13 protein-coding genes and 1 tRNA gene are annotated in these 14,336 nt (G+C 50.0%); 3 read left to right on the forward strand and 11 right to left on the reverse strand.

Annotated features, from left to right (window positions below; translation table 11 throughout):
* Positions 1-13 precede the first annotated feature (13 nt).
* Entirely contained in the window at positions 14-925 is a 912-nt protein-coding gene (locus ACAN54_RS10335) for a GNAT family N-acetyltransferase (protein ID WP_379153700.1), read from the reverse strand.
* Between the two features lie 149 nt (positions 926-1,074).
* Positions 1,075-1,158: transfer RNA gene (locus ACAN54_RS10340), tRNA-Leu, on the reverse strand.
* Between the two features lie 179 nt (positions 1,159-1,337).
* On the opposite strand from ACAN54_RS10340, the gene ACAN54_RS10345 reads away from it, so the two are divergent.
* On the forward strand, positions 1,338-1,793 hold the full coding sequence (locus tag ACAN54_RS10345; protein WP_379153702.1) for a YhjD family protein: 456 nt from the start codon (positions 1,338-1,340) through the stop codon (positions 1,791-1,793).
* Positions 1,794-1,861: 68 nt separating this feature from the next.
* Here ACAN54_RS10345 and ACAN54_RS10350 read toward each other — a convergent pair whose 3' ends face one another.
* The 3 genes from ACAN54_RS10350 to ACAN54_RS10360 form a co-directional block, all read right to left on the reverse strand.
* On the reverse strand, positions 1,862-2,080 hold the full coding sequence (locus ACAN54_RS10350) for a hypothetical protein (RefSeq protein WP_379153704.1): 219 nt from the start codon (positions 2,078-2,080) through the stop codon (positions 1,862-1,864).
* Positions 2,081-2,195: 115 nt separating this feature from the next.
* Positions 2,196-2,513 carry a hypothetical protein gene (locus tag ACAN54_RS10355; RefSeq protein WP_379153706.1) on the reverse strand — a complete coding sequence of 106 codons (318 nt, stop codon included), beginning with the start codon at positions 2,511-2,513 and terminating at the stop codon, positions 2,196-2,198.
* A 104-nt stretch (positions 2,514-2,617) separates the two neighbouring features.
* The gene (locus ACAN54_RS10360; protein WP_074085100.1) at positions 2,618-3,190 is read right to left on the reverse strand and encodes a xanthine phosphoribosyltransferase; all 573 of its coding nucleotides are present in this window, start codon (positions 3,188-3,190) and stop codon (positions 2,618-2,620) included.
* 180 nt (positions 3,191-3,370) lie between these two features.
* On the opposite strand from ACAN54_RS10360, the gene ACAN54_RS10365 reads away from it, so the two are divergent.
* Positions 3,371-4,492, forward strand: a complete 1,122-nt coding sequence (locus ACAN54_RS10365) for a YkvI family membrane protein (protein WP_379153709.1) — start codon at positions 3,371-3,373, stop codon at positions 4,490-4,492.
* Positions 4,493-4,668: 176 nt separating this feature from the next.
* On the opposite strand, the gene ACAN54_RS10370 is transcribed toward ACAN54_RS10365, so the two are convergent.
* The 3 genes from ACAN54_RS10370 to ACAN54_RS10380 are packed head-to-tail and all read right to left on the reverse strand — an operon-like array spanning position 4,669 to position 10,566.
* Positions 4,669-8,016, reverse strand: coding sequence for an AAA family ATPase (locus ACAN54_RS10370; protein WP_379153711.1), 3,348 nt, complete (start codon positions 8,014-8,016; stop codon positions 4,669-4,671).
* Entirely contained in the window at positions 8,013-9,425 is a 1,413-nt protein-coding gene (locus ACAN54_RS10375) for a metallophosphoesterase family protein (RefSeq protein WP_379153713.1), read from the reverse strand. The genes ACAN54_RS10370 and ACAN54_RS10375 overlap by 4 nt, the downstream gene beginning before the upstream one ends.
* Positions 9,426-9,429: 4 nt before the next feature.
* Positions 9,430-10,566 carry a glycosyltransferase family 4 protein gene (locus tag ACAN54_RS10380; protein ID WP_379153716.1) on the reverse strand — a complete coding sequence of 379 codons (1,137 nt, stop codon included), beginning with the start codon at positions 10,564-10,566 and terminating at the stop codon, positions 9,430-9,432.
* A gap of 183 nt (positions 10,567-10,749) precedes the next feature.
* On the opposite strand from ACAN54_RS10380, the gene ACAN54_RS10385 reads away from it, so the two are divergent.
* Entirely contained in the window at positions 10,750-12,141 is a 1,392-nt protein-coding gene (locus ACAN54_RS10385; protein WP_379153718.1) for an RsmF rRNA methyltransferase first C-terminal domain-containing protein, read from the forward strand.
* Between the two features lie 765 nt (positions 12,142-12,906).
* Here ACAN54_RS10385 and ACAN54_RS10390 read toward each other — a convergent pair.
* The 3 genes from ACAN54_RS10390 to ACAN54_RS10400 all read right to left on the reverse strand — a co-directional run bounded on the left by ACAN54_RS10390 (position 12,907) and on the right by ACAN54_RS10400 (position 14,329).
* Positions 12,907-13,362: a YrhA family protein gene (locus ACAN54_RS10390; protein ID WP_379153721.1), complete on the reverse strand. Its 456-nt coding sequence runs from the start codon at positions 13,360-13,362 to the stop codon at positions 12,907-12,909.
* Between the two features lie 108 nt (positions 13,363-13,470).
* Positions 13,471-13,719, reverse strand: coding sequence for an HNH endonuclease (locus ACAN54_RS10395; RefSeq protein ID WP_379153723.1), 249 nt, complete (start codon positions 13,717-13,719; stop codon positions 13,471-13,473).
* A 259-nt stretch (positions 13,720-13,978) separates the two neighbouring features.
* Positions 13,979-14,329, reverse strand: a complete 351-nt coding sequence (locus tag ACAN54_RS10400; RefSeq protein WP_379153725.1) for a hypothetical protein — start codon at positions 14,327-14,329, stop codon at positions 13,979-13,981.
* Positions 14,330-14,336 lie beyond the last annotated feature (7 nt).

Below are 14,336 nucleotides of genomic sequence, written 5' to 3' on the forward strand. Positions count from 1 at the left end.
CCCGGGCGCTTCATCATTTCTGATCTTTAGCTGTCAAATCAAAGGCAAAGCAAGCCGCAGCCTCTACCTGCTTGAAGCCCTCTCCAATATAAAGTGCCTGGGCACGATCATTTTCCGCATTTACACACAATACCGTCTGCGTATAGGAATGATCTTTGGCGAACCGCAATGCCGCCCTCAGCAGAATTTTCCCCAGTCCTTGTCCTTGATACTCCGGAAGTACAGCCAGTGGCCCAATGTTCATGATCGGTGATCCTTGGTAATCATCGTCTGCTCCACGGACAACACCCACAGCAAGCCCGTTATGGTACAGGATCATGAGGCCGCCTTCAATGTAGCTCTTGCGGGAGATCATCTGAGTGACCATTTCCGGTGTGGCCGGTGTTTCACTGCCTTTCAGTTTGGCAAATCCGGCATTTCTCACCCCGCACCAGACAGGCTCATCGATTCCAGGCCGAAAAGCCTTAATGTCGTATCCGTTAGGCAAGCTGAGATCAGGAACAGATTCTTCATCCCGTACAAGCAAATAGGAATAACGCTCCACGGCAAAACCGGCAGCCAGTATATTCTGCGTCTCTCTTGTATTGACTGTTGGCACGAAGATATTCAGCTTATCCAGGCCGGCCGTATGCCGTAGAACAGCTTGTAACAACTCCCGGTAGATGGCATGTTCAGCTGTATCCGCCTGAAAAATCCGGAATTGGCCTTTCCGTCCCCTCCGGTTATAGTCATTCAAAATCAGTGAAGCGGCTGCAACCAGCGATCCCTGCTCATTGATGGCCACATAGGTAGGGTTCTCGTCGGACAGTTCAAACTCGGCAAGCTGCTCTTCATATAAAAAGGAATCATCAATATCCGGCCGGTGCTTCCGGCAAAAGTCCAAAAACTCGTTCCTTCTCTCCTGGCTTAACGCTTCAATCTTCATGTAATATGCACCCTTCCCGTCCATTATATGGCTTCTATAAGATATCAGAAGTTCAGTGAACCGAAAAGAGTAAAAAACAATTATATGAGCATTCGGGCATAAAAAAACAAGCATCCCTTCAAAAGAAGGGATGCTTGTGTAAACCATGATGCGGTCAAGAGGACTCGAACCTCCACGATATTGCTATCACTGGCACCTGAAGCCAGCGCGTCTGCCAATTCCGCCATGACCGCATATTCTAATGACTTTCTTGCGCAGTCACAAGATAGATCATATCATCTGAAGATGAGAAAGTCAACAATATTTCCGCAATTATTTTAATACATAAATTTTTGGTTAAATATTGCTTTTATTTGTGAATACGATGTATAATGAGAACAAAGGTTCGCATACTATAAATGAGGTGATTTATATGGCGACTACCAAGAAAACTCCACTATATACACCAACAATCCCAGAAGATATAACCAAAGACGAAAAGTCCCTTGTCAGAAGCTATTTGCTGCTAACGTTCATTCATAAAGTATTTGAACGCGATTGCCGGGTCATCGGCAAGAGCGGATTGTTCAAGACCCCACAGCTGTATATGGAGCTGGTATCCGGCGCAACCAAGAAGACTTCGCTTATGCTCCAGGAGGTCACCCGTGAGCTTACTTCCCATCATCTGAAGATCACCACTATCCGCCAGGATCAACGGGGAGTAGAAGCCGAGTATTCTTGCCGGGGTTATGTTGGCGAGATGAATATCCCATGGCCCGGATTCCGTAATGAAATGATGCTGCGCATGCGCGCCTATCTCGGTCTGGCGCCTGAGCTTACTGTTCTCCCCCGGGAAGATACTGTGGAACAGATGGCGTTATCCATATAAGTCCTTTACTTATCATAAGAACAGCCCCCTCCGCTATGGAGGGGGCTGTTCTTGCTAGTGTTTATAAATTATACGTTCTCCGGCTCTTGTCTAGGTTCGGCAAAGCGCTGGAATATATAGTTGCGGTCAAGCTTCACTACCCGCTTATTGGGACGGCGTATCATCACCTGAGACTCGTCCCAGGCGAGCACAATACCTTTCACATCATTGCTCTCCAAAGCGTCGCGTACAACGCGGATCTTCTCTCCAGAAACCCGGTAAGCATCCAGCTGTTCGTCACTAATCATGAAGATCAAATCTCCTTTCCATACATTCTTGCCTGATCTATCCGTGAAAAAGACCCAAATGAGTAATCATTCGGGTCTAGTTACATGTGGATCTATCTTTATATCGTATGAAGTTCTATATCAGTGCTTCATTCTTCTCAAACCAGAAGTCAAGAACTTTAGCGGACATCACACGTTGTTCCAAATATTCTACCTGATGATCAGTGAATGTCTGTCTCCAGTTGAAAGACAGTTCTTCACACAAACTTGTGATCGTCAAAAGTTCAGACCAAGCGACGTAACGTTTGTACCAGAAAAACTGAGGATGTTCAATCATATAGGGATACAGATCGTCGAATTCCGTATGTTTGCAATCCAGCGCACGCTCGAAGTGATCCTTGGCCTCGGTTAGTTTATCAATAAAAAATTGCTCTGTCACCGGTTCTTTCCCCATTGTGACGCCTCCTCTCTCATGTCTAAATTTTATTATAAAGGAAAACTTATAGAGTGAAAAGCAGTTGTTTTTAAAATAGGCTAAGTTCCTATAATTGTCACCCTTTATTCGTCAAAGACAATGGTTCCTTCACTAAGAGACATAATCCGGACAAGGGACTCCAGTCGGATACCCTGCTCCCGGATGGTTCTGGCCCCTGCCTGAAAGCTTTTCTCCACCACTACACCAAGTCCGACCAGTTCGGCACCGGAGCGCTGAATGATTTTGATAAGGCCGCGTGCGGCGTCGCCATTTGCGATAATATCGTCAATGAACAGCACCTTGTCATCCGCAGAGATAAATTGACGGGATAGCATGATGTCGGTAACAATCCCTTTGGTGAACGAAGGCACTCTCTCACACAGCGCATCCGGATCAGCTAACAGCGTTTTTTTGCGGCGGGCAAATACCAGCGGCACCTTCATTTCGTAAGCGGTGGCAAATGCCACGGCAATACCCGAGGATTCCACGGTAACCACACGTGTAACTCCAGCATCAGCAAATCTCCCGGCAAACTCCCGTCCCATTTCCATCGTCAGCATAGGATCAACCTGGTGGTTGAGCAGTGCGTCCAGCTTCAGTACCTGGTCTGAAAGGACGACCCCTTCCTGCAAAATCCGTTGTTTCAATAATTCCATGACTATGAACCTCCATTACCCTTTATAATTCCAGACGTTCCACAATAATGACCGTATTTAAGCACTAGGCGGAAGTCATGTCCTTCTGCTCATCATCATAACCTGTACTATATGGACTGCACAAGGCTATCCTTTGGCACAGCCATTTTTATCTTCGCAGCACAATTAAGGAGGGGAGCCATGAAATCCCATGTCCGTACTCTGCAAATCGCTTTTACCTATATTGGCACCATCGTAGGTGCCGGATTCGCCACCGGTCAGGAAATCCTGCGGTTCTTCACAAGATATGGTCACTGGGCAGCACTGACCATTCTGCTATCCACCGCTCTGTTCATCTGGCTCGGTACCAAAATGATGATCATCAGCCGGCGCATTGAAGCAGATTCTTATGAGGATTTCAACCGCCATCTCTTCGGTGAACGTGTGGGCAAAAGCATCAGCCTGTTCACGATGATCATCTTGATCGGCGTTAATAGTATTATGCTGGCCGGGGCAGGAGCTATTTTTCAGGAGCATCTCGGATTGCCCTATCAGGCAGGACTTTTGCTTACAATCCTCGGGTCTTACCTGCTCCTGAAGCGCGGGATTTCAGGTATCCTGCAGATCAACAGCCTGGTCGTACCGTTAATGCTTACTCTGTCGCTAATTATTATTTTTAATACGCTGGGCGTGCCGGGTGCAGAACGGTTTTTGTTTCTACCTACGGATCACAGCTCATTTAGCGCTTGGATGTCTCCCCTGCTCTACACCGCATTCAATTTGGGCATGGCCCAAGCGGTACTGGTACCGCTGGCCCGGCATACGAATGATGAGACGGCTCTACTGAGAGGTGGAATTCTCGGGGGGATTGGCATCGGCTTCATGCTGCTGGCCGCACATTTCGCCATGAGCTCGCAGATGCCGGGCATTCTTCAGTTCGAGATTCCGATGGGCAGCATCGCGGTCCGTCTCGGGCCAGTGGTGCAGGGGATCTATCTACTGCTGATATTCATGGAGATATTCAGCACCTTTGTGGCAGATATTTATGGCGTTGGCGCACAGCTTCAGCAGCGTCTGCCTATCGCTCCCTCCCTAGTGACCCCTCTCCTCATGTTAATCTGCTATGTGTTCAGCCAGTTTGGCTTCAGCTCGCTGCTCTCTATTTTTTACCCCATCTTCGGTGCCGTATCACTGGTATGGGTCGTGATGCTACTCCGCACCCCAATGTCGCCGCCTCCGCGAAACGACGATCCCCCTTCCACGGATGGCAAAGGGATCACGGTCATTGCCGTTAAGCCAGTGATTAAGTTTACACGGAAATAGACGCTACCTACCTGTGGATATCGGTAGGTTGTACATTTGTTATGCAAGTAATCTAGTAATACCGCTTTGGCCATTCAAAGGTGTTTCTTACTTTTGATACGCCGAGTGACACTGCCGCAATCCCCTTATAAGGCACATCTTCACTTGTCTCGCTATGAAATCCAGACTACTGTGCTCTAGACGGAGATTACCGAGGCGGCGGGAACGATCCGAGATGCCGCTTCAGCCACGTGCCTGTGGCAGGTCATCATGATGATCTGCCGGGTTGCAGACAGCTCCCCAAGCAGGCTGAGCGCGGCATGCAGCCGTTGTTCATCGAAATTAACGAACAAATCATCGAACAGCAGGGGAAGATTCGCCTGCTGGGTCATCGTCTCCGCAAGGGCTAACCGGATGGCCAGGTAGAGTTGTTCCGCCGTACCACGACTTAGCAGACCGCTTTCCAGAAGCCCCATGCTCTTGTGTTCCGCTTTAAGTTCTTTGTTACCCACAGTCATCACTACCCGCTGATACTCCCCCTCCGTAAGTCTTGCGAAATATTCAGAGGCAAGTCGCAGTACCTGCGGCTGCTTTTCCTGTTCATAGATACGGCGAGTTCTGCCCATCAGCTCTGCAGTAAGTGCGGTCACCGCATATTGGCCTGCAATTCCTCTCAGCGCCGCACGTTGTTCTTCCAGCTGCTGAGGGACTGAATCCTCCATTCCCCGCTCCTTCAAGTATTCCCGCTCTTGCAGCAATTTACCGCGATGCTGAAGCAAGGCATTCCGTTCTTCCTCCATGCGTACCGCAGTCTCTTCGGCAGCATTCCTGGCCTGCTCCAGAGCATACGAATCGTTATGCTCCAGGTGTGTCAATAGCTCAGCAGCGGATTGATTCTCCCAGCCTCCGAACATGGCGAGCTCCCATTGACGGATCAATTTTGTCAGCTCGATGCGCCGCTGCACAGCCGATGACCGGCGCAGAAAATCCTCAGGGTCCTTAGCACCGCCTTCTTGCAGGAGTTCGCCGGAGCGTCGTGACAAATCCTCCAGTTCCCTTTTGCTCACCGCCAGCTCTTCCAGCAATTCCTGCAGCCGTGCATTCATCCCTTCCCGGCGATGCATCTCAACCTGCAGCAGATCCCAATCCCGCTTAGCCAGCTCCAGCCAGCTGAGGAGAGATAGACCTCCTGCTTCAATCTCTTGCGGAAGTGAACGGGCGCTATTACGTGGACTTCCATGATCCCATTCTGAGATTGAAACCGAATCTAATTCCTTCAGAGAACCGCTGCTTGACGAAAAATCCCCGTGATCGGAGTCAGCAGGCGCCTCCCCCCCCTCTTCAGCCACGTTCACCTGCCCTGCCCGGCTCTCAATCATCAGCGCCATCACTTCCTGCTCAAATGCCGAGCACTCCGATTCCAATGTCCTCAGTCGCATGGTTAGTTTGTGCTCCTGACGCAGTAGCTCGTTGCCCTGATCCACCAACGCAAAAATATCCGGCAGTCCTTCTGGTGACAGCCCTTCAGGCAGCTTGCGTTCATGGAGCCACTGCTCATAGCGTTCGTTCAGCTCAGTGAACTCCGCCTCGGCATGTTCCAGTTCTGCGGCGAGCGCACGCTCCTGACCCGAAAGTGAATCCATCTCTACCTGACAGGACTCATGTTCAGCAACCAGCCTGTCAACACGCTGCCGCCATGCGTTCCAAGCCTCCATCAGCCTGCGAAGCTCCTTCATTCCAGCCTCCAGCCCGCTTGCATCAGGGCTGGTGCCTTCCGCCGGCCGCCGTCCCAGCCGGCCGCCCCCGCTCTCCGGCTCCGCGCCGGAGAGCAGCAGCCCGCGCAGCCGCCGCATCTCCGCTGCGGCTGCACTTCCCGCCCCGCCGTGCTCCGGCGGGGAAGCGTCTGCCCTGCGCGCGGAGCGCAGGGCAGCCCACAGGGCCAGGTCCGCTGCGGCCAGCAGGCCGAGCGCGGCCCAGGCGCTGACCGGCGGAGCACCGGTCAGCCATAGGGCTGGCGGCAGCAGCAGCGTGAGCGCTGCGCCCGCCAGCAGGAGGCGCCGGTAGTGCTGCGTCCGGCGCCCGTTCGCGCCGCTGCCTGCGGCTGCGCGGCCGCGCAGCGGCTCCCCGCCGAGCTGCGCTTCACGCCAGCGCTCGGCAGCCAGCTGCAGCTCGTCCCAGAGCTGCAGCAGTTCACGCGGGCTTCGCGCAGCAAGGCCCGCAAAATCAGCGGCGCCGGCGGCGTTCTCGCGCGCCAGGGCTCGTTCTGCCGCCTGCAGCGAAGCGGCGGCAGCCGCGAGGCGGGAGCGCAGCGTCTGCCGCTCCGCTTCACGGGCTTCCATACGGTGGTCATACGCACTGAATCCCGCCGCATAGCGCCGTGCGGCTTCACGATCCGCCGCCGCTGCAGAGAACCCAGCCAATTCGGCTGTGCTCCAACCTGTACTGATTCCGCGCAAAACCCGTTCCAAATGCCCCTCTAACGCCTCTTTTTCTACTGCAAGGCGTTTCGCTTCTGCTTTCTTGTCCTCGTAGCTGCTGAGGCGGCGGTCCAGTGCTTCAAGACGCGGTCCTTGCGACTGAAGACGCGCGTCTGGAAGGTTCTTCGCCAATTCTGCGGCAAGCTCGCTGTACTGCCGCTGAAGACGGAATACCGTTGCTTCAGCACTCCGTAAATCGGACTCCAGCGACTGCCAGCGGGCAGCACCATTCTCCGGAAAAGAAAGAATCACCGGCAGCTCTGCAAGCTCCATCCGGGCTTCACTCCACTTTAGCCACACCTCACGAATCTCCTGGGCCTTACGTGTCAGGATCAGTCTTGCGGCTACCGACCTGCGACCTTCCTCCAACTGTGCCAATTGCAGCTCGGCAGCTTCCAGCGCAGCGCTGTTCTGATTATAGCGCGGCAGATACGACCGGCTCTCGGCGGCTTCCCTCTCCAGCTTATCAATGGACTGCAGGATTTTGGCTGCCTCCTGCACCTTGCCGCGCGGCTTGTACAGCTTATCGGCATCCTGCTGCAGGCGACGTTCCGCCCGCATAATTTCACCACCGCCTCCCATCCCTGCATGAAAGAGATAGCTACTCATTTCCTCGGATTGCAGAGCACCAAGCTCTTGAAGCTCATCAAGCGAGACCGCAAATAACTGGCGGAACATACTTCGTGAGATACCTCCGAGCAGACGCCGCTCCATTTCTGCCTGACTCTGTTCTTCGGTTATTCCGTCCGGATGGCTTACCGTGATGTGCAGCTTTTCACTTCTGCCTTGTCCCTCACCGACTGCCATATACCGCCGTATTCTCCACAGGGCACCTTCCCGGTCTCGTGCAACGAGCATACCGCCATGCTGTCCCCCTTGAGCAGGCTCATAGCGCTCCAGAGCATTAGCTCTCCCCGGAATACCAAAAAGCATGGCTCGGATGAACTGCAAGGTAGTGCTTTTACCGGCTTCATTGCGTCCGTATAGAAGGCTTATACCGGTATCCAGCTTCAATTCCCGGTTATACAGGCGGCCGTATCCGCCAATTTGCAACTCCTCGATCCTCATCCAGCATTCCCCCGATCTTCCTGAAGAAGCCTTAATTCATCCTCATACACGAACTCCGAACCCGGTTCACGGGTACCGACTTTAGACCGAAATCCGCCTTGGGCACCCGTTCCCGGGCTCTCATCCATGCCTGCAAGCAGTGTAATTCCGAGCTCAGCCGCACTTCTCAGCCAGCCTAACTTTTCCTCTTGCGATACAGAAGCGAGCATACGGCGTAGTTCCCGGTTCTCCATTAGAGGCTTAAGCGCATGATCCACCAGTTCATCCAGCACATTTGAGGACTGTTCGCCGTCCCCGGCCAAACGCAGCATTTCACCAAGGAAGCTGTCCTCCTCAGCCAGACGATCCAGGTCAATGGCAAGGCCTGTTTCCAGCGCAAATCCTTCCGTCCACACCAGACCGGCGTACTCATTGCGCTCTGCACGTATAACCTCCCGCCGCTGCAGCTCAGCAAGCAGATCCTCCGCTGCGCCTTTTTCTGCCAATACTCTGTGTACAGCCCCTCGTCCGATCAGCCTGATACGCACCACGGACATCCGTTCCGGATGCTCATCCCTGATCTCTTCAACTGTCCTTTCCACTGCCTCAGCCCACTGCGCTTCATCTTCCAGTCCTTCGATGGAGAGCTCCCGGACATGCCAGCGGACGGCATCCAATTCGTGAAATTGAAGAGCCACCTGACCTTCCTGATTCACATCTACGACATAACATCCCTTAGGTCCAGTCTCTTTGATACTGCGTCCCTGTATATTTCCAGGATATACAATGGGCGGCTGCTCATGCAGAATACTGCGTTTATGTATATGTCCAAGAGCCCAATAGTCGTAACCCCGGCCAATCAGATCCTTACGGCTGCAGGGAGAATAGGTCTCGTGCTGCAGATCTCCATCGACGTTTCCGTGCAAAAGAGCGATGTGGAACAGCTCACTTCCCGGCTGGCGTTTGAACTGCAGCGACGTGTTCTCCGTCACTTTGGCTGTGGGATAGGATATTCCACTGACTACAGCCACTTCCTGACCGTCACTGCGTCTTGAGGCAATAGCTTGTCCCGGTTCCCCGCTGCCAAATACAGTTACATGTACCGGAGGCTCAGACGAGAGACGGGGTCCATCAAGAGGATCATGATTGCCATGAATCAGGAATACAGCGATACCATGTCTGCCCAGCTCCTGAAGCGCCTCCTGAAAGCGCAGCTGACCCTGCAGTGAGGCGTCCGAGACATCATAGACATCCCCGCTGATGACCACAAAATCCACCTTTTCCTGAACAGCTACACCAACAAGCCGCCCAAGGGCGGCGAAGGTGGACTCTCTCAAATAGGAGCGGATAGCCTGCGGAAGCTGTGCCAGACCGGAAAAACGGCTATCCAAATGCAGGTCTGCGGCATGCAGAAAACGAAAAGGAATCATAACCTCACCCTTTCAATCCCGGCTGATACTGCAGATACGTTTTTTTGAGCTCATTGGCTACACGTGTTAAGGAATACAAGCTTTTGGCTTTATCCCAAGCTGAACGCGACAGCTCGTAACGATAGCCCGGATCGGTGATCACCTTTTCCAGAGCATCGGCCAGGGCCATCTCATCATCGGGATCAACCAGCAGTCCGTTTACCCCGTCTTCAATCTGTTCCGGAATCCCGCCTACGTTGGTCCCTACCAGCGCCAGACAGCTGAGAGCTGCTTCTGCAAATACCGACCCGAAGGCTTCCGCCCGCGACGGCAGCACAAAAATATCAAAAAACGGCATGAATTCTTCCGGGTGCAGTGTATACCCATAAAAGATAGTTTCATTATAAATGCCAAGATTCTGCGCCAGCAGCTCTAGCTCCCCACGGCAGGGACCATCTCCAATAATATGCAGCACATATTCATGATTGCGTTTTTTGAGCTCTGCGCAGGCCCTGAACAATGTATCGATTCCTTTTGCAGGTACGAGACGGGTTACGGTTACCAACTGCGGAATGTCATTATCATGCGGCACCGGCTTAAATCTTTTCTCGTCAAAACCGTTAGGAATCACTCCAATGCCGTCTGGTCGGTCAATATAGGGAGCCAAATATTCGGCAAAAGAACGTGACACGGTCATCAACCGTTCGCTGACATGCTCCAGCTCCCGGTAAATCGAGACGAGAAATTGATGCTCCAGACCACCTTCCATAATCGCACCATTCAAGATCAGCTCGCGTTCGTAGCTGGAATGCAAGGTCTGAATAAGCGGGATCTCAGGATATATCTTTTTCATCGCCAAGCCTGCAATCGGATGATGGGCATGGATCAGGTCATATTTTTTGGTCATACGCAGCTTGGTCCACCATATATAATCCCTGTAAGTTTGAATATATTTTTGCACAACCGGACTTTCACCATAGAGCGTCCAGTCAAAGGTTTCAAAAGTGATTTCTTCGCGGCCTTTGCCCCGGATACGCTTAGGCAGCCAGAACAAATCCATCTCCCAGCGGCTGGAACGAAACCGTTCTTGTAGATAAGGGATCATAGAAGATACACCACCCGGTTGTTCCGGAGGGAAGAATAGCGCTTGCAGCAAGTTCATAAGGCACATCCCCTTTACAATTGCCCTGTATACGGCGAGACCCGGCAATTATGATATAGTTATATATGTAGATTTACAGGTACGCTTAGGTCCCATACCTTGATTTTATCGGTATCCACCTGAAACAGCAACTAAGAAGAAACCGAAACTATTCTGAGATTTTAACAAGAGGAGAAATGATGTATGAATGAAGAACGGCTGCCCGCTGCTTTTACTGACAGCATTAAAGAGATGCTGGGACAGGAAGCGGACGCTTTTCTGGAGAGTTACACTGCGCGGCGGACCCAGGGTCTGCGGTTCAACACGCTAAAAAGCACCTCCGCCTCAGGCAACGCGGCTGCTGAGCATGCAAAGAATCAATTTGGACTGACCCCCGTGCCCTGGTGCTCTTCGGGATATTATTACGAGGAACCTTCACGGCCGGGACGGCATGCATATCATGCCGCCGGATTATATTATATTCAGGAGCCCTCCGCAATGTCCGCAGCCGAAATGCTGGCACCCCTGCCGGGTGAAATTGTACTCGATCTAGCCGCCGCACCAGGAGGCAAGACCACCCACATCGCTGCACTCATGAAGGGGCAGGGCCTGCTTATCTCCAATGAGATTCACCCGGAACGTGCCAAAATACTTGCGGAAAATGTGGAACGCCTAGGCATCCCCCATGCCGTTGTAACCAGTGCTGCGCCGGGAGATCTGTCCCGCCGGTTCCCGGAGGCTTTTGACCGGATTATGCTGGATGCTCCTTGCTCAGGAGAAGGTATGTTCCGCAAAGACCCCGCAGCCATCGGCGAATGGTCCCCGGAGCACGTAGAGATGTGTGCGGCCAGGCAATGGGATATCCTGCAGGATGCCTATATTATGCTGAAGCCCGGGGGCAGTCTGGCCTACTCTACCTGCACCTTCAACCGCAAGGAGAATGAGGAGACAATGTCGCGTTTTCTGAATAACTATCCTGATATGGAGCTAGTAGAAGAGAAACGTCTTTGGCCGCATCTGGAAAAAGGCGAAGGCCATTTCGTAGCGTTTCTCCGTAAAACTGCCTCAGAAGAAGCTGCCACGAGCCGTAGTAAACGCAGCGGTAAGAGCAAAACCGGATCCAAGCTGCCTTCGTCTGTCCGCGATGCCTACCAGCAGTTTATGAATTGGGCAGCTGATGAGCTACCGGGATTTACCGGTCAAGGTGTGCCTCTGCTCTTCGGTGAATCGCTCTATCTGCTCCCGGAAGCGTTCAACACCAGCTTGCACACTGGGCTCTTGGATGGTCTAAAGGTACCCCGTGCAGGACTGCATATTGCGCATCTCAAGAAAAACCGCATTGAACCGGCACACGCCCTGGCTATGACACTTCAGCCCGAACAGGCTGCACGCTGTTACGATCTGGCAGCAGGCAGTCTGGACCTTCAGGCCTGGCTGCGCGGCGAAGGCCTTCCTGTCCCCCCCGAGCTGCACGGATGGACGCTGGTAACCGTGGACGGACTGCCTGTAAGTTGGGGTAAAGCCAGCTCCGGGCAGCTGAAGAACCATCTACCCAAGGGACTGCGGATACTTAATTCCCAGAATGAAGAGGAATAGACGGCTGTTTCGTTCAGTGGTCTCTCCATGACTAATTCTTCATTCTAAGCTTTAACGGCAAATAAACTTAAGACAGATAACAACAAAAGCATATCCACCGGGGAAAAACCTCGGATGGACATGCTTTTGTTATTACTACACAAACACATTGGCGGCAGGCTCGATCATCTTCTGCCAACCCTGGCTCAGGTAGGTGCCAATATAGCCGGAGCTTGGACAATAGTCTGGGCGACGGATTTAATCGCATCCGCTTGAAGATACATCGTGATCAGGTTGATAATCATTACCTAGATTTGATGTGATACGTCCTTGTTGAAGCTCTCATACAATTAAAACTCTGTTTACTGTCCAGATTCCTGGGTTCGCTTGAGACGGAATGGATTTCACTCTTAAATGGCTTCCAGATTTCAGGACCTGAAGAAAAATATTTTCTCATAAAACCACAATATATTTTTCTGTTTATCTGAGATGATATCTTCTTCATAAGTAGGCCATTTTTGACCTATTTTCGATCCCCATTCATTAATTACTTCATCTCGAACTTTATCGAATTCCTTTCTGTTTCTAGATCAATCCTTTTGAAATTATACGGGTATTACATGGGTTAACTATGTCCTTGGTTGAATGATGTATTCATTCAGTACTGGGTAGCCACATACAAAAAGAAACCCTGAATGGCGCGAAACCAGTCAAGGTACTGCAAATACTCTTTGGGGTTATTACATGTTTTTCTTTATTCTTTGAAATTAATAATCAGATGTACAATTAACTAAGTGCTACAGAAAAAGCAGATTCAAGCATAGAATTAAAATCGCAAAAAGTTTTCATAAGCTCACCTGAAGGCTTATCTAGTTCAACAAAAGTTTTTTCAGAAACATTATAACAATACCAAGCTATATCCGAATCTCCAAAAAAGATCAACTCATTTTCGTCTTTAATTGACTCCCATGTTTCATTGGCATCAAAAAAACTATCCACCTCGTTAATTGGCTTAGAATCCAAAAATTGTTGGTCAATCCCATAAATTTTAAGTCCATTAAATTCAACTCCGTTAACTGTTTGCAATAAATCATAGAATTGCTGTGGCAGTACATCTCTCCCGAATTTTTCCACTATGGATTTACGAAATCTTGATAATTCGTTTTCATTAACAGGTACATTAAGTCTACGACTTCGTTTCTCTCTTATTTTGGATATCTGACTAACTTGCTCTCTCCACATTTACTCACCTTCTTAATTTATTTATTCCTTGGTAGGAGGATAAATATCTCCCTTTGGAATAGAAAAATCTACTATTTTGCTGTCCCCAGGTTTCATTCCCTTTGTTAATTAATTTTGCTCATTTGTAATAACCTTGTGATAGGGATCGTTTTTTATTAAAACTAAGTTTTCTAAATCATTGGTACCCCCTTGATCCAAAGGGAGTTTATGATGCACTTGCCAACCATCAGGAACTAGTCCGTCTTCAATCAAATCTTTCCTGACCTTACTGAAATCCTTTCGCAATTGAGCTGTGTCTTCTGGACTTCTTTTATTAAAAGTAACGTTCCGAGAGACTAATTCCATGTTTTGACTCAAACTTCTCAATTTGCTCAAAAGATATAGGTCCATTAGTTTCAATAATCCGCGTCATAATTGTATTCTCCTATCTATTTTTTCACTTTTTCCCTTAACTTTTGACACTCCACTACTATGGGTAAATTCTTGATGGACTCTCCGGTCTACTAATATCATTGTTTCTCCATACTTTCTGTAACTAGTGAATAAAAAAAGTCGATTATATAGTCATTTGACCATAATCGACCTTACCAATCTGTACTAGTTTATATCGAGAAAATCAGTCTTCATCTTCACCATATATCAAATCATCTAACATTTCATTTTGCTCCTGTATTTCTCTAAACCTATCAAACCTATTGAATAGATAATTCACTGAAATCTCTCTACTATTTTCGAGCTCGTCCTCAAATAGCTTTAATCTAGCTCCTAATTTTTCCAGTTCGTTAATTAATAGTTTTAATTTTGTATCCTCATCTTCATCTCTAAATAAAATAATTTTCGCGATTGGGATACCGGCAATAATGTTGCTTCTTATTTCAGCAAAACTTAGATTGGTATTTTTTTTTATTATAGGAAGGTATCTCATCAGATTATCGTCTTGTTCTACTAATATCAGTACTGTTGTCATAGTATCG

It is taken from the genome of Paenibacillus diazotrophicus, assembly GCF_042610465.1.

What these genes read in the sequence shown, in the direction of transcription:
- ACAN54_RS10335 (WP_379153700.1), bottom strand. Translation starts at nt 925, where the DNA reads ATGAAGATTGAAGCGTTAAGCCAGGAGAGAAGGAACGAGTTTTTGGAC.
- ACAN54_RS10345 (WP_379153702.1), top strand. Translation starts at nt 1,338, where the DNA reads ATGGCGACTACCAAGAAAACTCCACTATATACACCAACAATCCCAGAA.
- ACAN54_RS10350 (WP_379153704.1), bottom strand. Translation starts at nt 2,080, where the DNA reads ATGATTAGTGACGAACAGCTGGATGCTTACCGGGTTTCTGGAGAGAAG.
- ACAN54_RS10355 (WP_379153706.1), bottom strand. Translation starts at nt 2,513, where the DNA reads ATGGGGAAAGAACCGGTGACAGAGCAATTTTTTATTGATAAACTAACC.
- ACAN54_RS10360 (WP_074085100.1), bottom strand. Translation starts at nt 3,190, where the DNA reads ATGGAATTATTGAAACAACGGATTTTGCAGGAAGGGGTCGTCCTTTCA.
- ACAN54_RS10365 (WP_379153709.1), top strand. Translation starts at nt 3,371, where the DNA reads ATGAAATCCCATGTCCGTACTCTGCAAATCGCTTTTACCTATATTGGC.
- ACAN54_RS10370 (WP_379153711.1), bottom strand. Translation starts at nt 8,016, where the DNA reads ATGAGGATCGAGGAGTTGCAAATTGGCGGATACGGCCGCCTGTATAAC.
- ACAN54_RS10375 (WP_379153713.1), bottom strand. Translation starts at nt 9,425, where the DNA reads ATGATTCCTTTTCGTTTTCTGCATGCCGCAGACCTGCATTTGGATAGC.
- ACAN54_RS10380 (WP_379153716.1), bottom strand. Translation starts at nt 10,566, where the DNA reads ATGAACTTGCTGCAAGCGCTATTCTTCCCTCCGGAACAACCGGGTGGT.
- ACAN54_RS10385 (WP_379153718.1), top strand. Translation starts at nt 10,750, where the DNA reads ATGAATGAAGAACGGCTGCCCGCTGCTTTTACTGACAGCATTAAAGAG.
- ACAN54_RS10390 (WP_379153721.1), bottom strand. Translation starts at nt 13,362, where the DNA reads ATGTGGAGAGAGCAAGTTAGTCAGATATCCAAAATAAGAGAGAAACGA.
- ACAN54_RS10400 (WP_379153725.1), bottom strand. Translation starts at nt 14,329, where the DNA reads ATGACAACAGTACTGATATTAGTAGAACAAGACGATAATCTGATGAGA.